This is a genomic window from Cryobacterium sp. TMT1-66-1, from assembly GCF_004403435.1.
Classification (GTDB): Bacteria; Actinomycetota; Actinomycetes; order Actinomycetales; family Microbacteriaceae; genus Cryobacterium; species Cryobacterium flavum.
In genome coordinates this window covers 167,281-187,309 of sequence record NZ_SOGP01000010.1, presented here as the reverse complement: position 1 = coordinate 187,309, position 20,029 = coordinate 167,281, and the positions used below count along the sequence as shown (strand labels likewise).

Here is a 20,029-nt window from a genome sequence, read left to right as displayed (position 1 = left end):
CGCCCGCCGCCGCCGTTACCGCTGCGGCAACGCCCGCCGTCGTGGCACCCGCGTCGGCAACGCCCGCCCCGGCAGCGCCCGCTGCCCCGGTGTCAACCGGCGAGCTGCGCACGTCGCCGCTGGCCCGCAAGATCGGCCGCGAGCACGGCATCGACCTGCACACTATCGCCGGCACCGGGCCGCAGGGCCGCATCACTCGCACCGACGTCGACACGGCCATCGTCGCGCAGGAGGCCGCAGCATCCGCTTCGACGGCACCGGTCGCTCCCGTCGAAGCGCCAGCCGCCGTGTCGGCGGACTCGGTCTCCGTGCCGGTCAGCCGCATTCGCGCCGTCACGGCCCGCCGGCTCACCGAGAGCCAGGCCGTGCCGCACTTCTTCCTCACCAGCGTCGTCGATGTGGCACTCCTGGTCGCGTTCCGCGCCGAGGTGAACGAATCACTCGCCGCGCTCGGCACCAAGGTCAGCCTGAACGACCTGTTCGTGCGGGCCAGCGCGGTCGCGCTCCGCGCACACCCCGAGGTGAACGCATCCTGGGGCGACGGCGTCATCCTGCGCCACAACCACGTCAACGTCGGCGTGGCGGTCGCGACCGATGACGGCCTGCTGGTGCCGGTCGTCGCCGACGCCGACCAGAAGTCGCTCGCCGCCATCGCCGTCGAAACCCGCGCCCTGGCCGGCCTCGCCCGCACCGGCGGCCTGTCGCTGGCTCAAATGTCGGGCGGCACCTTTACGATCAGCAACCTCGGCATGTTCGGGATCGATTCGTTCACCGCCGTACTCAACCCGCCGGAGGCCGGAATTCTGGCTATCGGTGCGGCCAGTGACGTTCCCGCCGTTCGTGACGGCGTGCTTGTGTCGGTGCCCACGGTGAAGATCACCCTCACCGTAGACCACCGGGTACTCGACGGAGCCGTCGCCGCCGCGTTCCTGCGCGACCTGACCCAGCTGCTCGAGAAACCGCTGCGCATCGTTCTCTAACCCGGGCCGCCCCGCCTCCCGCGCGGCTCGGGCGCCGGCGGCACCTCTTTGGCCGCCACGACGTCGACCATGGCGAGCGTGACCAGCCCGCGCTTGGTTTCCACCGAAACGGATGCCGCGCCTCGGCCGCGCAGAAAGCCCAGCGCGTCGGTATAACCACCCGGGATGCGGGTGCGCACGACGACCCTGGTGCCGAGCGGGGCATCCGCTAGAAAGGCGAAGGGGGAGGTCATCGCATGAGGCTGTACTCTTCGACCCGCGCCGATTCGCCGGCGATGAGAATGATGTCGCCGTCATCGATCACGGTGTCGAGCGAGGTGTAGCTCCAGCCCGCGCCGGGCCGGTGAAACGCCGTGACGGTGATGCCGTAGCGGGCCCGTACCTTGGCCTGGCCGAGGGGCACGCCGATCAGCGCGCGCGGCGGCGCTGTCTTGACCAGCGCGAAGTTCTCGCCGATCTCGATGTAGTCCTGCATAGCGCCGCGCACCAGGTGGGCGACCCGCTGCCCCATGTCTTTCTCCGGGTAGATGACGTGGTTGACGCCGAGCTGGGTGAGGATCTCCCCGTGCGGGTCACTGACCGCCTTGGCCCAGATGTTGGGAATGCCCAGCTTGAGCAGCAGTGAGGCGGTGAGAATATTCGCCTGGATGTCGCCGCCGATCGCCACGACCACGCTGGAGAAGTCCGGCACTGAGAGCTCCCGCAGGGTCGCCTCCTTGGTCGAATCGGCGCGCACCACGTGGGTGAGCAGGCGGTTGTGCAACTGCACGACCTCTTCGTCGCCGTCGATGCCGAGCACCTCGGTGCCGCTCTTCATGAGCTCGAGGGCCAGGGCGCTGCCGAACCGGCCCAGCCCGATGACGACGACCGACTCAGCCTCGGCGAGGCGGGAAGGGTCGCGATGCCCGAACATCGAATATTTAGCCAATGATCGGCCTTTCTTTGGGGTACTCATAGGTAGAACGCCGCTCGCGCAAAGCAATGGCCGAGGCGAAGGTGATGGGTCCGAGCCGACCGATGAACATGAGCAGAATCAAAATGATCTGCCCCTCCCACGGCAACCCCGCAGTAATGCCGGTGGACAGTCCCACGGTTGCGAAGGCGCTGATGGTCTCGAACAGCAGCGCATCGAGGGAGATATCGGTCATGAGCATGAGTGCCGCGGTGGCGGCGATGATGACGCCGACGGCGAGCAGGGCGATCGTGATGGCCTCCCGGTGCACCGCCCGCGAGAGCCGCTTGCCGAACACGTTCACGGCTACCTGGCCGCGCACCTCGGTCCACAGAATGAAGAACAGCACGGCGAAGGTCGTGATCTTGATCCCGCCAGCGGTTCCGGCCGGGCCCCCACCGACCAACATTAGAATGTCCATGCCGAGCAGGCTCGCGGAGTCCAGCTGGCCAATGTCGACGCTGTTGAATCCCGCAGTACGAGTCTGCACCGACTGAAAGAAGCCGGCCAGTAACTTGCCCGACCAGTCCAGCGGACCGAGCGTATTCGGATTCGACCATTCAACCGCGGTTATGTATACCGTTCCGAGAACGAGCAGTGCAATCGTGCCGGCGAGGACGATGCGGGTGTTCATGGTCCAGGTGCGAATGGACCAGCTGAACGGACGCGTGCGCAGCTGCCGCGTCAACTGCACGATCACCGGAAAGCCAAGGCCACCGAGAATAACGGCGGCGCAGATCGGCAGGCAGATCCAGGCATCCGTTGCGTAGCCCATGAGATTGTCGCTGAACAGGGCGAAGCCGGCGTTATTGAAGCTCGACACCGAGTGGAACACGCCCAGCCAGATGGCCCGACCCACGGGCTCGCCATAGCCAAGCATGAACCGCAGCGCGAGCACTACGGCCACGGTGAGTTCAATCGCGAGTGAGATGCGTACGACGCCGAAGACGAGCCCCTTCACGTCTTCGAGCCCGACGCTTTTGGTTTCGGCAGCCGCCGTGATGCGCGATCGGAGGGAGAGCTTGCGGGCGATCGCCAGACCCACCACCGAGGCGAACGACATGATCCCGAACCCGCCGATCTGAATCAGCAGCAGAATGACGATCTGACCGAACGGCGTCCAGTACACCGCGGTATCAACGACGGTCAGCCCGGTGACGCAGACCGCGCTCGTCGCGGTGAACAGCGCCTCGAGAAACGAGGCCCCGCCCGGTCCGACCTTGGCGGTGGGCAGCATCAGCAGCGCCGTACCACCGAGAATGGTCAGGGCAAAGCCCGACACGACGACTTGCGCCGGATGCAGCCGGTGCCGCTTCGTTGTATTGCCGCGTTCGCGGACGGCCCGTGAGTGCACGCAGCCAACTCTACGCCGAGCGTGCCACATCGGGTCGTCGTCGATTCGTCGTCATAGAATTTACTCGTTTCAGACCGCTTCGTCTACCCCCTCGAAGTAGGAGAGGAATACCGCTCGAAGTGCGGGATACTGAACCTGAGGGGTGAGACGAAACACATGGTGCGCGAGGGGAACGAGCCGGACGGAATGCAGATTTTGCGGCCCCGGCGAAAGCTGGTGGCGCGGTCGGTCATCGCTGCGCTGTCGTTCATCGTGCCCCTGCTGATCGTGCTGTATTGGCTCGCCATTCCCCGCGACACTTGGATGTTTGTCGCCGCCATTCAGCTCGGCCTGACCGTTCTCGGAGCGGTCGCCGTGTTCGGAGCCCGCAACATGTGCGTCACCGTGACGGGTGCGCGCTTGGAGAGCCGAGACATGTTGGGCCGACTGACCACGATTGGCACGGCTGATATTGCCACCGTCGTGCTCGTCGATCTGTACCAGAACGGGACGGTCGACACGCTCCCGCACCTGTACCTGCTGGACGCCGCCGGCGACGTGCTGCTCCGCCTCCGGGGTCAGTTCTGGCCCCGATCGGGCTTCGAGAACATGATCGACACGCTCGGGGTGACCGTCGTGCGCCCGCCCGACCCGCTCACCGCGGCCGAGCTTGGGCGACTCCGCCCGCAGCTGGTGCATCGCTGTACGCGGCACGCTGCTCGCCTGGGCCTCTAGAGCCTCCGCCGGTGAGTGCGGCTGGCCCCCGGTTTTAGTGCCCCCGGCCAGACACGACGTCGGCTACCCGCGCGAGCGGCGACGTCGTGCGTCGCCCGGCGAGCTCGGCTCGATCCGCCAGCGAATAGGCCCGGTAGAGTGCGGTGACGGCGAGCCAGCGCAACGGTTCCGGCTCCCACGCGCGCACCCGGTGGTTCACCCACGGCAGGTGCACGAGGTTGCTGTCGCGGCCGAGAATCAGATCGTTCAGTGTGCGCCCGGCGACGTTCGTGGTGGCGACTCCGGTACCCACATAGCCGCCGGCCCGGGTCGACCCGGCCAGGGGCGCGCGCGGCACTGGCCGACCGAGCTGGTTCCACCAGAATGAGACATCGCCGTTGCGCGCGGCGTGCCGCACGTCGGTCATGATCCCGCCCGAAACTGGCGCCGAGCGGGGAGCGGCACATCCGTCATGCTGGGGTCCCCTTCTGGCGTGCGCGCTCAAGTCTTCGCCGGGCGGCAAGTTCTCGTTCACCGTCGAGCTTGGCCGCAACCGGAGCCCACAGTACGACAGCGACCCCGGCGCCGAGCAGCAGGCCACCGATGGTGTCGGTGAGCCAGTGCGCGCCGAGGTAGGTGCGGCTGAGCAGCATCACGATCGTGTACGCGGCTCCGGCGAGCGCCACCCACAGGCGGGGAAAAATGATGGCGAGGCAGACGGCCATGGTCGCCGCATTCGCGACGTGTCCGGACGGAAACGAGCCGAAATCCGAGGTGACCAGCATATCTTCGGGTCGAGCTCGTCCGAACAATTGTTTCAGGAGTTGCACCCCGCCCGCACTCAGCACGGTCGCCACGAGGTAGTACCCGGCGGCCCAGGGCCGTTTGATGAGCACAATCGCGAGGGTGATGGCCAGCGGAACGATGAGTACGCCGAACAGTCCGCCGCCGAGCGCGTTCATAAACAGCGACGGAATTTCCCAGATCGGCGAGCGGTGCTCGATGATCTCGTCCATCCACTCGGTGTCGACCTCGAGGGCGACGCCGTTCGCGCGCACGACCACGACGAGGCCGAGCAGGGCCGCCAGGGCCACGGCGGAGAGCCCGCTAATGACGGGCCAACGGCGGGAGATGCGGCGGGCCGCTCGGTCTGCGGCGCGCTCCGGGTTAGTCATCCCGCCATCGTAGGGCTGCCCGCTGTATTCGGCCACGCACCGGGCCGAGCCCGCGGCCATCCGCTCAGTATTCTGTGTCTGCTCGGGCCGCGCACATTGCGGACGGGGCCCAGGCCCCGTCCCTGGGCCCAGTTTATAGACGGGGCCCGGGGCTACAAGGTGGGCCCGGGCGCCTAGCGGTCGAGGGCTGGCACGGTGCGCGGGCGCACGATCAGCCAGAGCGAGAGGAGCGAAACCACCGCGGTGACGCCCATAACGGATGCCATCGGTATCGCCGTTCCCACTCCGAGCACTCCCACAATCGGCGAGATCAGACCAGCCACCCCGAAGTTGGCCGCACCGAGCAGTGATGCCGCGGTGCCGGCCTCATGTCCGTGCGCGTTCAAAGCGATGACCTGCACGCTCGGCAGCGTGAAGCCGCAGGCCGCAATGAAGAACCAGAGCGGAACCAGGGTTCCCCACAATCCCATGCCGGCCAGGTCGAGCAGCACAATGGCAGCGGCGGTGAGCAGCAGCACGACCGTGGAGACCGAGAGAATCCACTGGGGTCCAATATTGAACCGGTGCATCAGGCGCGAGCTCAGCTGCACGCCGGTGACCACACCGAGGGAGTTGACGGCGAACAGTAGACCGTATTCCTGCGGGCTGAACTGGTACACATCCTGAAACAGAAACGGCGACGCCGACAGGTAGGAAAACAGCCCGGTGAACGTCATCGCCCCGATGATAGCGACGCCCACGAAGGTGCGGTCGCTCAGCACGGCCTTGTAGCGCTGGGCCAGGGTGTTGTGGCCCTTGGCGTGGCGCTCGTTTTCGGGCAGGGTCTCCACGATCCAGAAGGCGACGGCCAGAATCACGATGACACCGTAGGCGGCGAGCACCCAGAAGATGCCGCGCCAGTTCATCACGAGCAGCAGCTGCGACCCGATCACCGGCGCCAGCACGGGCGCGAGCCCGCTGACCAGGGCGAGGCGGGAGAGCATGCGCACGAGCGGCTTGCCGCCGAACAGGTCGCGCACCATGGCCATCGCCACGACCGCGCCGGCCGCGGCGCCGAAGCCCTGCAGCACCCTAAATACAGCGAGCATGACGATCTCGTTCGACAGCGCAGCGCCGACACAGGCCAGAATATGCACACCGGTCGCGAGCATCAGCGGCAGCCGGCGCCCGACCTTGTCGCTCCACGGCCCCACCACCAGCTGCCCGAATCCGAAACCGATCATGGTGCCGGTCAGCGTCAGCTGAATGACCGACGGCAGCACCCCGAATTCGCTCTCCAACGTCGGAAAGGCGGGCAGGTAGAGGTCGATCGTGAACGGGCCGAGGGCCGTGAGCGCGCCGAGAATGAGAATGTAGACGATGCGCTGACGCCTGGTCAGTTTGTCCCCGGGGTGCGCGGCTTTGGAAGCGAGTTGCGCGGCGCTAACCACGGGAATGCTGGCAGTAATCACGAAAGCGGATGTCCTTGGCTGGTTGAGAAAGTTGGTGCGGCCGTGTCGGCCGCTTTAGAGCCAAGCGGGGGTAGACCCGTAGTATTCCCTCGATCCTGCTGCGGGTCCACCAGCAGTGCCTCGAAAGCGAGTTCGGCCGCCCCGATCATGAGCAGGTTGGAGCCGAGCACAGCTGGCGCGATGCTGACCTCTGCGAATGCGGCGGGAAGAGTCAAGGCGGCGACGGCAACGTTCAAACGTTCCGGGTCAACCGCGTGGAGTGCGGCGAGAAAACCGCCGAGCACGATGAGCTGCGGGTTGAGCATGTTGACGGCGCTGGCCAGGGCGATGGCCAGGAAATCGAGCTGTCGATTCACCAGGTTGCGCACGATGAGCGAGTCGGAGGCGAGCAGCGCGCGTTCGAGGGTGTCGGCATCCGTTTCGCCGGCCTGCAGGCCGAGCGCGGTGAGCAAGGCGTGGCGGGTGACCTCGGCTTCGAGGGTGCCCGCGATGCCAGCCGAATCAGTGTCGATGCCGTCGCTCACCCGAGTGTGGCCGAACTCCCCCGCATACCCGGCCTGGCCACCAGTGGCGACGCCCCCGATCACGAGGCCGCCTCCGATGCCGCTCGACCCGCCATTGAGATAGACGAGGTCGGTCAGGCCTTGACCGGAACCGAAATAGCGTTCGGCCGTGACACCAAGGCTCGCGTCGTTGGCCGCGACGACCGGAAGGCCCGTCGCATCGGCAAGCAGGTCGCACAACGGCTCGTCGACCCAACCGAGATGCGGGGCGTGACGCACCAGACCGTCACTCGCACGCACGAGACCGGGCACCGCCACTCCTATTCCGATTATGGAATATTCGCCGAGGTCGCGCTTCAGCTCCGCCACAATTCCCGCGGTGATCGTGACGGCCTCAGCGATTGACGGCGACGACGGCGTGGCATAGCGGATGAGCCGGTGGACGACGCCGCTGAGGGCGACGGCTCCCACTGTGATCGCGTCGATTTCAGGATTCACCGCAATGGCCACGATTCGGTCGCTTGCCGCCACGATCGGGCTCGGTCGCCCGGCGAGCTTCGTGGGGTCGGGAGTGCGTTCCTCGACCAGGCCGCGCTCGACCAGCTCCGCAACCAGCGCGCCGATCGTCGACCGGTTCAAGCCGGTCAGTCGGGTGAGCTGGGCGCGCGACGCTGCGCCGCCGCGATGCACGAGGCGCAGGATGATCGACAGGTTGTGCCTGCGCACATCGTCATGGTTATTGCCCTGCATGGCGTCCACTGCTCTCGGCTTCCGGCTCGCTTTTTTCGGTCAAAAGTCAGGTTACTGCGCCGGATGAGCTCGACGGGTGATACGTTGCCAATGTCAACAAATCATCAAGGGTGCTGACAGACTTGCGGCGCCAGACAGGGACGTCATGGAGTTTCGATACCTCGGCAACAGCGGATTGAAAGTTTCAGAAATAACCTACGGCAACTGGCTCACCCACGGGTCTCAGATCGAGAACGACACCGCGACGGCCTGCGTGCGCGCGGCCCTCGACGCCGGAATCAGCTCGTTCGACACCGCAGACGTCTACGCCAACACCGTCGCCGAACAGGTATTGGGCGACGCCCTACGCGGCGAACGCCGACAGTCCCTCGAAATCTTCACCAAGGTCTTCGGCCCGACCGGCCCCAAGGGACACAACGACACCGGCCTCTCCCGCAAGCACATCCTCGAGTCGATCGACGGCTCGCTCAGCCGACTGCAAACGGATTACGTCGACCTCTATCAGGCCCACCGGTACGACGTGGAGACCCCGCTCGAGGAGACGATGCAGGCCTTCGCCGACGTCGTGCGCCAGGGCAAGGCCCTCTATATCGGGGTAAGCGAGTGGAACGCGACGCAGCTACGCGCCGGCCACGCCCTCGCCACCGACCTCGGCATTCAGCTCATCTCCAACCAGCCGCAGTACTCGATGTTGTGGCGCGTGATTGAATCCGAAGTGGTTCCGGCCGCCGAGGAGCTCGGCGTCTCTCAGATCGTCTGGTCCCCCGTGGCTCAGGGCGTGCTCACCGGCAAGTACCTGCCTGGTCAGGCACCACTGAACGGCAGCCGGGCAACGGATGCTCAGGGCGGCGCCAACATGATCAAGCGTTGGATGAGCGAGCCGGTGCTCACCGGTGTGCAGAAATTGCGCCCGATCGCTGACGAGCTCGGCCTCACCATGGCGCAGCTCGCGCTCGCCTGGGTGCTGGCCCATAAGAACGTCGCATCCGCAATCATGGGGGCGTCCCGGCCCGAGCAGGTCGCCGACAACGCGAAGGCCGCCGGTGTGCACCTCGACGCGGACGTGCTCACGAGAATCGACACCGCCGTGCGCGACCTGGCCGAGTTCGACCCGCGCAAGACCACCTCGCCGGAGCAGCGCGAAGCGTAAGCCAGCGGCATCCGCTTTTAGAATCAAGGAGTATTCATGAGAATCGCCGTCACCGGCGGCAGTGGCAAGCTCGGGCGCAGCGTTGTTGCGCGCCTGACGAACGAGGGCCACGTCGTCACCAACCTCGACCGCACGGGTTCTCGCGGTTCGGGATTTACTACGATCGACCTTACTGATTATGGCCAGGTCATCGACGTGATGTTCGGCATCGACGACCGCACGGACGGATTCGACGCCGTCGTGCATCTGGGGGCCATCCCGGCTCCTGGCCTTCTGCCCGATGTGGCCACCTTCCACAACAACATGCTCGCGACCTTTAACGTCTTTCAGGCCGCCCGCCGGGCCGGAATCAAGACGATCGTCTATGCCTCGAGTGAGACGACCCTCGGTCTGCCATTCGATGTCGACCCGCCCTACATTCCCGTCGACGAGGAGTACCCGGCCCGGCCGGAGAGCACGTATTCACTCGTGAAACACCTCGAGGAGCAAATGGCTATCCAGCTCGTGCGCTGGGATCCGCTGTTGAGTATCACGGCGCTGCGCTTCTCCAACGTGATGGACGAGGACGACTACGCGGCCTTCCCCGCATTCAACGACGACGCCACCCTGCGCAAGTGGAATCTGTGGGGCTACATCGACGGTCGCGACGGCGCCCAAGCCGTGCTGCGGGCGCTCGAACGAGCCCAGCCGGGTTTCGAGACGTTCATCATCGCGGCCGCCGACACGGTGATGAGCCGGTCGAGCGCGAGCCTGGCCGCCGAGGTCTTTCCGAGCGTCAGAGTCGTCAAGGCGGTCGGAGAACACGAGACCCTGTTATCGATCGACAAGGCCAAGCGGATGCTCGGCTTCGCCCCCGAGCACAGCTGGCGCGACCACGTGTAATGCGCCACTATCGGTAGTCAACGTGGGCGCTCGACAAACGCGTTCCGAAACTTGCCCGCCGGATCGAGCCGATCAACAAGGGCTCGAAAATCGCCGAGCCTGGGGAAGCTGGTCGCAAGCGTCTTGGCATCCGTCTGAGAGTTTGCCCCAATGCGGCCGCACCGCGAAGGGGGCCAGCGCCGCTTCGCGGGCCGGCAGCAGCGGCGCGATCCGGGCGAAGAGCGTGCGCATCGTTTCGATCGATGGCGGATGCACGATCGGAGCCCCGTAGCGGTAGTTCCGAGCCCAATTGCGTTCATTCGCCTGCTTCATGCCGGCCGCTTCACGAGATGTGATGTTTGGGACAACTTACCGGACCCGTAGGTTCACCTGGGCTTGATGGCACTCGAATTCTGGAGCTACCCGGATGCGGCGGATTCGTTAGTCCGGCTATTGACGACTGCACCCACTCTCGGTATATGTTTGAGTAATCAACAAATCATCGATGCAGCTGAATTGGACGTCCTGACATGACACCGAGCGACCTGACCCCCACCCGTGACGACAAGTTCTCCTTCGGGCTCTGGACCGTCGGCTACAACGGCAGCGACCCGTTTGGAGGTCCTACTCGCCCCAAGCTCGACGTCGTCGATGCCGTGACCAATCTGGCCGAGCTCGGCGCCTACGGCCTCACCTTTCACGACGACGATCTGTTCGACTTCGGTTCAACGGATGCCGCCCGCCAGCAGCAGATCGACCGCCTCAAGCAGGCGCTCTCCGACACCGGGCTCATCGTGCCGATGGTCACCACAAACCTATTCAGCGCCCCGGTTTTCAAGGACGGCGGATTCACCTCGAACGACCGCGCCGTACGCCGGTTCGCGCTCCGCAAGGTGCTGCGCAACATCGACCTCGCTGCTGAGCTGGGCGCGAAGACATTCGTCATGTGGGGCGGCCGCGAGGGCGCCGAGTATGACGCGGCCAAGGACATCCGTTCGGCGCTCGAGCGTTACCGCGAGGCCGTGAACCTACTCGGGGACTATGTCACCGACAAGGGCTACGACATCCGCTTTGCCATTGAGCCCAAGCCCAACGAACCCCGCGGCGATATTCTGCTGCCGACCGTCGGCCACGCAATGGCGTTCATCGAAACGCTCGAGCGGCCCGACATGGTCGGCGTGAACCCCGAGGTCGGGCACGAGCAGATGGCCGGGCTCAACTTCGCCGCCGGCATCGCGCAGGCGCTGTACCAGGGCAAGCTGTTCCACATCGACCTCAACGGTCAGCGCGGCATCAAGTATGACCAGGACCTGGTCTTCGGCCACGGCGACCTGCAGAACGCGTTCGCGCTGGTCGACCTGCTCGAAAACGGCGGCCCGAACGGTGGCCAGACCTACACCGGGCCGCGCCACTTCGATTACAAGCCGAGCCGCACCGAAGACGTCGCCGGAGTGTGGACCAGCGCTGCGGCCAACATGCGCACCTACCTGCTGCTCAAGCAGCGGGCCGCCGCCTTCCGCGCCGACCCCGAAGTGCAAACGGCCCTCGCCGCGTCGAAGGTACCTGAGCTGTCGAACAACACCCTCGCCCCGGGCGAAAGCTACGACGACCTGCTGGCCGACCGCGGCTCCTACGAGGACTTCGACACCGACGCCTACTTCGGCGGCAAGGGCTTTGGCTTCGTGCACCTGCAGCAGCTCGCCCTCGAACACCTGCTCGGCGCTCGCTAGCTCCACCATTCGCACCTACGTGGCAAATTCCAAAGAACCGAATGCGACCGCCCCGCTCACCATCGAAAAATCGGGGCCCGGGTCTTTTCTGAACTAGCCACCGTGTACCGGGGCATAACTCCTTCAAATCGTCGACGGACCACCTAGACACCCGCGTCATTTCGCGCAAGTCGGTTGGCGGCCGCTCAGATTGCAGGAGTTATGCCTCCTGACCTCGCCACTGGACAGGTCAGGACGGGCGTCAGCCGGCGAGCCCCGCGACCATGGCCTCAATGCGCTCGGGCGAGAGTGCATGGTGGATGGCGAGCATGCTCGCGCCCAGAATGGCGGCGTTCGCCCCCGCGCTGGACTGGGTGATCTGCAGGTGCTGGGTGGCGAGGGGGTTGGAGCGCGAGTAGACGACTTCCCGCACGCCCGCAATCAGGTGCTCCCCGGCCTGAGCCATTGATCCGCCGAGAACGATGACGGATGGATTGATCAGGTTGACGCACATGGTGAGCACCTCGCCCATGTCCCGTCCGGCTTGGCGTACGGCTCGGATCGCCTCGAGATTGCCCTGTTTCACCAGGTCGACAACGTGCTGGCTAGTGGTCACCGGAAGGCCCTGAGCGCCCAGCAGGCGGGTGAGTGCCGCCCCGGAGGCCACGGCCTCGAGACATCCCTCGTTGCCGCAGCGGCACGGCACCCCCGCACCGCGGGCGATCTGCACGTGCCCCAGGTCACCGGCGATACCCTGCGCGCCGCGCTGCAGGTAGCCACCGGATATGACGCCGGCACCAATGCCGGTGGCTATCTTCATGAAGATGAGGTGGTCAGTTTCTGACCAGGCGAATTCCCGTTCGCCGAGCGCCATCAGGTTGACGTCGTTGTCAACGAGCACGGGAACATGAAAATGCTGCTGAAGCCAGCCGGGTACGTCGAAGCGGTCCCAGCCCGGCATGATCGGCGGGTTGATCGGCCGACCGCTGGTGTGTTCCACCGGCCCGGGCAGGCCAACGCCGATCGCGAGCAGATCGGCCGTTGACCGCTTGCTGTCGCTGAACAACCGCGCCCCGGCCTCGATGACCCAGTTCAACACGACCTCTGGCCCCTCCGATATTTCCAAAAAGGTGGAGTCCTGCACGAGGGTTTTTCCGCCCAGATCGCTCAGGGCGATCCGAATATGGCTCGCACCGATGTCCACGGCCAGCACGAACTTATTGCCCGATTGCAGGGCGAACTGCGACGAGGGCCGGCCTCCGGTGGAGGTGGCGTTACCGGCCGGACCGACGAGGCCGAGGCGCGTGAGCGCGTCAACCCGCAGGGCTACGGTGGAGCGGGCCAGTCCGGAGAGGTCGGCCAGTTCCGTACGGGTGCGTGGTTGCCCGTCCCGCAACACTTGAAAAAGATCGCTGGCGCCGGCCGAACCGAGGGCATTGACGTGACTTATGTCGATCATCAGGCAATTCAACCATACGAATCATTCGAACCTCGATACTTTTCGAGCGGATGCCGCTGCTGCGGCCTCAAAGGGAACCCCAGCACCACGACGGCACCGTTCAATGCCGTTCAGCACCGTTCAGCGCCGGGGTAGCGCCGGTCAGCGCCACGGAAGCGCCAGGGAACCTGATTGGGCTGCTTGGTTCGGCACGCCGGCCGCGGGCCGGGTGCGCCCGGTCTTCAGCAGCGATTGATAGGTGACGGGCTGCCCGGCCACGGCGTACCCCAGCAGTGTGTGAAAAAGCTGCCCACGACTCTCGGAGTGCCGATGATTGAACCGAAACACCCACTCATCGACGTAGGCGGGCAGGTGTTCCGCGCTGACCGCTCCCTGCCTCGGCCCCATCAGCCAATGGTTAGCCTGAAAGACCACCCGGCGCACGGCGGGCAGCACCTGGCGGGTTGGGGAACCTGGCGCGGACAGTGGCCGTGCGACGTGAGCGTACCGGTCTCGGATTCCCGCCGGATACGCGGACCAGTCGTGGGTCACGACTCGGCTGCCGGGCTCGACGGAGTCGAGCATGAAGGCGGCCAGCTGCGCTGTCCCGGCGCTCGGGATCACCGCAACGCGGGTACGACCGAGACCGTCGGCATCCACTTCGACAGCGACGGCGAACAGCACCCGGCCCAGAGAACCCCGACCGGGAACCGAGCCGCCGAGGTAGGACACGTCGACCTCCACGTTGCCGCGCAGGCGATCCCGGCCCGGTTGCACCATGACCGATCGGTAGCGGTGCAACATCGCCCAGGCGGTCTGCAACGAGCCGAGCTCGGTCTCCCGATGCAACTGGGTTGCTGACAGCCCGACCTTGCTGTTCACGAGTAACCAGGCCGCACTGAACCACACGGCGAGCGCGGTGCGGGTGCCGTGAAAAATGGTTCCGGCTGTTGCAGAAACGCGTTTGCCGCAGCCCGCGCACCGCCACCGCTGGTGCGCCTCGCGCCAGCCGTGCTCGTGTGCACAGTTTGGGCAGTGAAATCCGTTCGGCCACCGCAACCAGTCGAGATAGTCGAGGCACTTCCACTCTTCGTCAAACCACAGGCGCAGGTCGGCGTAGGAGTTGGGGTAGGCGGGTCGTGCCGGCGTTGGCATACCCCCCAGACTAGGGCACCGAACGCGAAACCCCGTGCGGTCAAAAATAAGGGGGTTTGTAGTTCGGTGCCGTCGTGTGAACCCCCGGTGCGGTATCCCAAGCCGGCCACAAAACTTTCTCACGGCACCAAGCGGCAAATAGGTACTGGGTCTTCCGGTTATTCAGACACCGAAGTGTGCACTTACCGTGGCGACACCGGCACCGCTCACCTAAGAGTCGCGCCGTGATCTCAACGAGGAGAACCAGATATGCGAACGAAGCACAGACTTCGACTGACCGCGGGGGCGGCGATGGCCACCCTCGTGGTCGCCGCCCTCACCGCGACGCCCGCAGCAGCGGCCCCCGGCGACACAGCACCCCCGGGCAAGCCCGGCGAACCCAGCCCGACGGCCCCCGCCGATTCGAGCTTTCAGAAGGTCACCCTCGACGCCACCCCTGGCGAGCCGCTCGACCTGGCCGTACTGCCCAACAACGACGTGCTGCACACCACCCGGGCCGGCGACATCTGGCTCAACGACGCACAATCGGGGCTCAACACGCTCGCCGCGACGATCGACGTCTATCAGCACGACGAGGAGGGCCTGCAGAGCATCGCGCTCGACCCAAAGTTCGGCACACCGGGCAACAACTGGATCTACCTGTACTACTCCGCACCGCTGGACACACCGCTCGACGACCCGGCAACCGCCGGCGTGAACGAGGGCGATGCCCCGCTCAGCGGCACAGTGGCTGACTTCGCACCGTTCAAGGGCTCCATCACCCTCTCGCGCTTCCAGTTCGACGGCGCCGTCTTCGACCTTGCAAGCGAGCAGAAGATCCTCGACGTCGACGTGGATCGTGGCATCTGCTGCCACGTCGGCGGCGACATCGTCTTCGACACTGTCGGCAACCTCTACCTCTCCACCGGCGACGACTCGAACCCGTTCTCCTCCGACGGTTTCGTACCGATCGACGAGCGCATCGAACGCAACCCGGCCTTCGACGCGCAGCGCAGCGCAGCCAACACCAACGACCTGCGCGGCAAGATCCTGCGCATCACACCCACAGCAGACGGCGGCTATACGATCCCCGAAGGCAACCTGTTCGCCCCCGGCACCGAGCTCACCCGCCCGGAAATCTACGTGATGGGCATGCGCAACCCGTTCCGCATCGAGCTCAACCAGAAGACTGGGGAGCTGTATGTGGGCGACTACTCCCCTGATTCCCGGACCGCCGATCCCCTGCGCGGCCCGGCCGGCACCGGCAAGTGGACGAGTATCACCGAAGCGGCAAACTACGGCTGGCCGTACTGCGCCACCGCCGATCTGCCCTACGTGGACTTCGACTTCGCCACCGGCATCTCCGGTGAAACGTTTGACTGCGCCGCTCCCGTGAACGATTCGCCCCGCAACACGGGCCTGCGCGAGTTGCCTCCCGTTGTGCAGCCCCACGTCTGGTACGGCTACGGGTTGTCCGAGGAATTCCCGGAGCTTGAGACCGGCGGCATCGGCCCGATGGCCGGCCCCGCGTATGTCTTCGACAAGACGGCGTCAAAGGGTAAGGCATCCGTTGCCTGGCCCGAGTACTACGACGGCATGTCGATGATGTACGAGTGGACTCGCGACTACATCAAGGGCATGACCCTCACCGACGGCGAGCTGGAGAAGATCGAGGCCGTCGTGGATTCGATCATCGTCGACAACCCGATCGACATGGAGTTTGGCCCGAACGGCGCGCTCTACGTTCTCGAATACGGCGACGGGTACTTCGCGCAGAACCCCGACGCGCAGCTCTCCCGAATCGACTTCGTCGGAGACAAGGGCAACCGCTCGCCCCTCCCGATGGCCTCCGGCACGCCGACCGCTGGCGCCTCGCCCCTCACCGTCGAGTTCTCGAGCGAAGGAACCACCGATCCAGAGGGTGACACGCTCAGCTACGCCTGGGACTTCGAGTCCGACGGGGTCGTCGACTCTCGCGAGCTGAACCCCACCTTTACCTACGAGACGGATGGCGCCTTCACTGCTTCCCTGCAGGTGACGGATGCCGGCGGCAAGGACCGCGGGCGCTACGCCTCCGCAGAGGTCGAGATTGAGGTGGGCAACCAGGCCCCGGTCGTGACCTTCATCACCCCCGTGGTCGGCCAGGACTTCCAGTTCGGCGACACGGTGACCTACGAGGTTCTCGTGACCGACGACCAGCCGGTCGACTGCTCGCTCGTGACCGTGACCTACATCCTGGGCCACGATTCGCACGGCCACCCGATCACAACCTCTGGCGGTTGCACGGGAACCATCACCACCACGGTTCCCTCCGGCCACAACCCGGAGACCGACGACCTCTCTGGGGTCTTCAACGCCTCATACACGGATGCCGGCGGCGACTCCTCCGGGCCCCTCACCGGCTCCGCCGAGGTAGCACTGCGCTCCAACTAATTTCTGCCTCGCACACCTAACGAAAGGTACTCACATGTGTTTCGGATTTGACGGCGCGAGCGAACTGAACAAGTCGCTCGAAGGCAAGAAGAATCTCAACCGCCGCAACTTTCTGCGCGGCGCACTCGCGGCGGGAGCCGGAGCCGGTCTCGCCGTGGCCGGCGCAAGCTCGGCCACAGCAGCACCGGGCGGAATGCCCGGCAAGCCGGGCCCCGAAGGCAAGCCGGGCAAGGGCCGCAAGGTTCCGCCGGGGCTGATCAGCATCCAGCTGTACACGCTGCGATCGATCATGAGTGGCGACGGCGTCGACACCACGTTCGAAGCGCTCGCGGACTACGGCTATACCAAGGTCGAACTCGCCGGTCTCTACGGCCGTACGCCGGAGGCGATGCGCGCCTTCCTCGACGAACTCGGTATCACGCCGAGCTCGAGCCACGACGGCATCAGCGGCTCGCCCGCTGCGCTGCAGGCCAAGATCGCCGGCGCGGTGACGCTCGGGCAGACGTACATGAATGTTCCCTATCTGGCCTCGAGCGTGGCCGATGACTGGCGCCAGTGGGCTGACCAGATGAACGCCGAGGCATCCGTTGCCCAGGGGGCGGGGATCAAGTACGGGTACCACAACCACGCGCACGAGTTCACGACCGACCTCGGTGGCGGGCTCACCCCGTGGGACATCTTCACGACCCGCCTCGACCCGAAGCTCGTTCACCTCGAGGTGGACCTGTACTGGGCCGTGACCGGCGGTGTCGGTGTCGGCGCTGCCGACCCGGTGCAATTCGCGATCGACGTGATCAAGGATGCCCCGCAGCAGGTGCTCGAGTACCACGTGAAGGACCGCGATGCGGCCGGTGGATTCGCCGACCTCGGCACCGGCACGATCGACTTCCCACGCATCTTCGACGCCCACCCGGTGAAGCTGTACGCGGTCGAGAATGACCAGCCAGACGTGACCGCGCTGCAGACCGCAGAGGTCGGTTACAACTACCTGCGGAACGTGCGCTTCTAGAGCTCGCTGGCAGCACGACGACGGCGCCTTCTCGAGGGGGCGCCGTTGCTGTGCGCCCTCGGAACGCTCGTGGCACGTGTTTGCCTGCCGGGCACTCGTTTGAACGAGTGCCACGTTCTGAAACGAGTGCCACGAGGGGGTCGGGGCGGGCGGGCTAGACGGGGGCGGGCTGCGCGAGGCCGGCGAGGGCGAGCAGCAGGTCGCGCACCTCGGTGGCGGCGAGGCTGGAGCGTGCGGCCGCCGGGTCGGAGCAGAGCAGCACCGGGCCGTCGGCGGCAGTCTCCGGCAGCCGGCCGTGAGAGCCTCGCACGCAGGAGGGATCGAGCGGCACGACGTCCATCGCGTAGCGCAGTCCCAACTTCTTCTTCGCGAGGTTGCGGGCCGCCCGCAGCTTCACGAAACGGTCGTCAGGGTCGAAGAACAGCTCGGCTGGGTCGTAGCCGGGCTTCTTGTGAATCTCCACGCCGCGCGCGAAGTCAGGCGCCTTCGCATCGTCGAGCCAGTAGTAATAGGTGAACCAGGCGTTCTTCTCGGCAACGACCACGAGTTCGCCGCTGCGTTCATGGTCGAGGCCGTAGCCGGCCTGGCCTTCGGCGTCCAGAACCTCGGCCACCCCGGGCAGCGCCTCGAGCAGCGCGCGCACGCGGGGCAGGTCGGCGGGGTCCTGCACGTAGACGTGCGCGAGCTGGTGGTCGGCGACCGCGAAGGCGCGGGAGGTCCACGGGTCGAGCAGTTCGCCGCTCGCGTTCGTGTGCACCTCGAGCAGGCCTTCGCGGCGCAGCATCCGGTTCACGTCGACGGGCTGGTCCACGTTGGTGATGCCGTATTCGCTCAGCACCACGACGGTCACGCCCCGCCGATGCGCATCATCGAGCAGCGGCGCGAGCACCGCATCGAGCTCGCGCGCAGCGTCGAAAGAGCGCGGGTCGTCGGGGCCGAAGCGCTGCAGGTCGTAGTCGAGGTGCGGCACGTACACGAGCGTGAGGTCGTGGTCGGGCAGCACGTGCCGGGCCGCGCCCACGATCCAGCGCGAGGAGGCCATCCCCGCGGTCGGGCCCCAGTAGGTGAACAGCGGAAAGGCACCGAGCTTCTTGACCAGTTCGTCGTGCAGCTCGGGCGGGCGGATGTAGGCATCCGGTGATTTGCGTCCGTCGGCGTGATAGACGGGGCGCGGGGTGATCGTGACGTCGGTCGTGGCGCCCATGGCGTACCACCAGCACACGTTCGCCACCCGGTAGCCGGGATTGGTGCGGCGGGCGGTCTCCCAGACCTTCTCGCCGCCGACCAGCCGGTTGTGCTGGCGCCAGAGGTTGACCTCGCCGATGTCGCGCAGGTACCAGCCGTTGCCGACGATGCCGTGTTCGGCGGGCCTGAGTCCGGTGAGGAAGGTGGACTGTGCCGAGCAGGTGACGGCGGGCAGCACGGTGCCGAGTTCGGCGGAGAATCCGCGGGCCGCAACGGCCCGCAGCTGCGGCATCACGGCGAGCAGGCGCGGGGTCAGCCCGGCGACGTCGATCACGAGCAGCGGCGTGGGCCCGTTCGGTGCGCCGGGCACGGGGTCGGTCATGCGCGGGCACCCCGCATAATGGAGTTGCCGGCGAATTCGGCCGGCACCGCGGTATCCGTTGTGTCGCTGGGTTCATCGAGATCGAGGCGGCCACTCTGGCCGTAGAACTCGACCGGGTTGCGCCAGAGGATGCGGTCGACCGCGTCGTCGTCGAAACCGGCGGCCAGCATGGCCTCACCGGTTCGCAGCGTGGTGAGGGGGTCGCTGCGCCCCCAGTCGGCGGCCGAGTTGACGAGCACGCGGTCGAGGCCGACGTCTTTCAGCACGGCGACCATGCGGGTGGGGTCCATCTTGGTATCGGGGTAGATGCTGAAGCCCATCCAGCAGCCGGAATCGACGACCTCGTGCACGGTGACCTCGTTGAGGTGGTCGACGACGACCATGCCGGGCGCAATGCCGCTCTCCCGCACCACGTCGAGGGTGCGGCGGGTGCCGGCGACCTTGTCGCGGTGCGGGGTGTGCACGAGCGCGGGGAGTTCGTGGGCCACGGCGAGCGCGAGCTGGGCGGCGAAGGCGCGGTCTTCCTGTGGGGTCATCGAGTCGTACCCGAGCTCGCCCACCGCCACGACGCCGTCCTTCTCGAGGTAACGCGGCAGAATATCCAGCACGGCGGCCAGGCGCTGGTCGCCGGCCTCCTTCGGGTTGAGCCCGATCGTGCAGAAGTGGCGGATGCCGAATTGGCTGGCCCTGAAGGGTTCCCAGCCGACGAGGGCGTCGAAGTAGTCGATGAACGAGTCCACGCTCGTGCGCGGCTGGCCGAGCCAGAAGGCCGGCTCCACCACCGCGCGCACCCCGGCCGCGTACATGGCCTCGTAGTCGGTGGTGGTGCGGGAACTCATGTGAATGTGCGGGTCCATGATGCGCATGTCG

18 protein-coding genes are annotated in these 20,029 nt (G+C 66.1%); 7 read left to right on the top strand and 11 right to left on the bottom strand.

Annotated features, from left to right (window positions below; translation table 11 throughout):
• Positions 1–980 (top strand): dihydrolipoamide acetyltransferase family protein (locus E3T29_RS09135; protein ID WP_134345152.1); only part of this gene is annotated, 980 nt, incomplete at its 5' end.
• Here E3T29_RS09135 and E3T29_RS09130 read toward each other — a convergent pair.
• Genes E3T29_RS09130 through E3T29_RS09120 form a run of 3 tightly spaced genes read right to left on the bottom strand, consistent with a single transcriptional unit; the run spans position 977 to position 3,286 of the window.
• Positions 977–1,213: a ferrous iron transport protein A gene (locus tag E3T29_RS09130; protein ID WP_134345151.1), complete on the bottom strand. Its 237-nt coding sequence runs from the start codon at positions 1,211–1,213 to the stop codon at positions 977–979. The two genes, E3T29_RS09135 and E3T29_RS09130, sit on opposite strands and share 4 nt — an antisense overlap.
• Complete coding sequence (locus tag E3T29_RS09125; RefSeq protein WP_241987731.1) at positions 1,210–1,908, bottom strand: TrkA family potassium uptake protein; 699 nt, start codon at positions 1,906–1,908, stop codon at positions 1,210–1,212. Before E3T29_RS09125 ends, E3T29_RS09130 begins: the two co-directional genes overlap by 4 nt.
• The gene (locus E3T29_RS09120) at positions 1,901–3,286 is read right to left on the bottom strand and encodes a TrkH family potassium uptake protein (protein ID WP_241987730.1); all 1,386 of its coding nucleotides are present in this window, start codon (positions 3,284–3,286) and stop codon (positions 1,901–1,903) included. The genes E3T29_RS09125 and E3T29_RS09120 overlap by 8 nt, the downstream gene beginning before the upstream one ends.
• 156 nt (positions 3,287–3,442) lie before the next feature.
• On the opposite strand from E3T29_RS09120, the gene E3T29_RS09115 reads away from it, so the two are divergent.
• Positions 3,443–4,000, top strand: a complete 558-nt coding sequence (locus tag E3T29_RS09115; protein ID WP_134345149.1) for a hypothetical protein — start codon at positions 3,443–3,445, stop codon at positions 3,998–4,000.
• Positions 4,001–4,034: 34 nt separating this feature from the next.
• Here E3T29_RS09115 and E3T29_RS09110 read toward each other — a convergent pair whose 3' ends face one another.
• The 4 genes from E3T29_RS09110 to E3T29_RS09095 all read right to left on the bottom strand — a co-directional run bounded on the left by E3T29_RS09110 (position 4,035) and on the right by E3T29_RS09095 (position 7,858).
• Positions 4,035–4,406: a hypothetical protein gene (locus E3T29_RS09110; protein WP_370449139.1), complete on the bottom strand. Its 372-nt coding sequence runs from the start codon at positions 4,404–4,406 to the stop codon at positions 4,035–4,037.
• Between the two features lie 43 nt (positions 4,407–4,449).
• Positions 4,450–5,154 carry a phosphatase PAP2 family protein gene (locus tag E3T29_RS09105; protein ID WP_134345148.1) on the bottom strand — a complete coding sequence of 235 codons (705 nt, stop codon included), beginning with the start codon at positions 5,152–5,154 and terminating at the stop codon, positions 4,450–4,452.
• A 173-nt stretch (positions 5,155–5,327) separates the two neighbouring features.
• On the bottom strand, positions 5,328–6,605 hold the full coding sequence (locus E3T29_RS09100; RefSeq protein WP_241987729.1) for a multidrug effflux MFS transporter: 1,278 nt from the start codon (positions 6,603–6,605) through the stop codon (positions 5,328–5,330).
• Positions 6,602–7,858 (bottom strand): ROK family transcriptional regulator, encoded by a 1,257-nt coding sequence (locus E3T29_RS09095; RefSeq protein ID WP_134345173.1) that lies wholly within the window; start codon positions 7,856–7,858, stop codon positions 6,602–6,604. Before E3T29_RS09095 ends, E3T29_RS09100 begins: the two co-directional genes overlap by 4 nt.
• 145 nt (positions 7,859–8,003) lie before the next feature.
• On the opposite strand from E3T29_RS09095, the gene E3T29_RS09090 reads away from it, so the two are divergent.
• The 3 genes from E3T29_RS09090 (at position 8,004) to xylA (ending at position 11,599) form a co-directional block, all read left to right on the top strand.
• Positions 8,004–9,008 (top strand): aldo/keto reductase family protein, encoded by a 1,005-nt coding sequence (locus E3T29_RS09090; protein ID WP_092340357.1) that lies wholly within the window; start codon positions 8,004–8,006, stop codon positions 9,006–9,008.
• A 36-nt stretch (positions 9,009–9,044) separates the two neighbouring features.
• Positions 9,045–9,890 carry an NAD(P)-dependent oxidoreductase gene (locus tag E3T29_RS09085; RefSeq protein ID WP_134345147.1) on the top strand — a complete coding sequence of 282 codons (846 nt, stop codon included), beginning with the start codon at positions 9,045–9,047 and terminating at the stop codon, positions 9,888–9,890.
• 509 nt (positions 9,891–10,399) lie between these two features.
• Entirely contained in the window at positions 10,400–11,599 is a 1,200-nt protein-coding gene (gene xylA, locus E3T29_RS09080) for a xylose isomerase (protein ID WP_134345146.1), read from the top strand.
• 241 nt (positions 11,600–11,840) lie between these two features.
• Here the strand turns inward: xylA and E3T29_RS09075 are convergent, their stop codons facing one another.
• Together E3T29_RS09075 and E3T29_RS09070 are read right to left on the bottom strand one after the other, a co-directional pair.
• Positions 11,841–13,037, bottom strand: a complete 1,197-nt coding sequence (locus tag E3T29_RS09075) for an ROK family transcriptional regulator (protein WP_174776412.1) — start codon at positions 13,035–13,037, stop codon at positions 11,841–11,843.
• Positions 13,038–13,178: 141 nt separating this feature from the next.
• On the bottom strand, positions 13,179–14,171 hold the full coding sequence (locus tag E3T29_RS09070) for an IS1595 family transposase (protein WP_134345145.1): 993 nt from the start codon (positions 14,169–14,171) through the stop codon (positions 13,179–13,181).
• Between the two features lie 249 nt (positions 14,172–14,420).
• Here E3T29_RS09070 and E3T29_RS09065 point away from each other — a divergent pair, with 249 nt between their 5' ends.
• Positions 14,421–16,583 carry a PQQ-dependent sugar dehydrogenase gene (locus E3T29_RS09065; RefSeq protein WP_134345144.1) on the top strand — a complete coding sequence of 721 codons (2,163 nt, stop codon included), beginning with the start codon at positions 14,421–14,423 and terminating at the stop codon, positions 16,581–16,583.
• Positions 16,584–16,617: 34 nt separating this feature from the next.
• A complete protein-coding gene (locus E3T29_RS09060) occupies positions 16,618–17,592 on the top strand; it encodes a sugar phosphate isomerase/epimerase (protein ID WP_134345143.1) in 975 nt (324 codons plus the stop codon).
• A gap of 154 nt (positions 17,593–17,746) precedes the next feature.
• On the opposite strand, the gene E3T29_RS09055 is transcribed toward E3T29_RS09060, so the two are convergent.
• Together E3T29_RS09055 and E3T29_RS09050 are read right to left on the bottom strand one after the other, a co-directional pair.
• Entirely contained in the window at positions 17,747–19,159 is a 1,413-nt protein-coding gene (locus tag E3T29_RS09055) for an alkaline phosphatase family protein (RefSeq protein WP_134345142.1), read from the bottom strand.
• On the bottom strand, positions 19,156–20,025 hold the full coding sequence (locus tag E3T29_RS09050; RefSeq protein ID WP_134345141.1) for a TatD family hydrolase: 870 nt from the start codon (positions 20,023–20,025) through the stop codon (positions 19,156–19,158). The genes E3T29_RS09055 and E3T29_RS09050 overlap by 4 nt, the downstream gene beginning before the upstream one ends.
• Between the last annotated feature and the right edge of the window lie 4 nt (positions 20,026–20,029).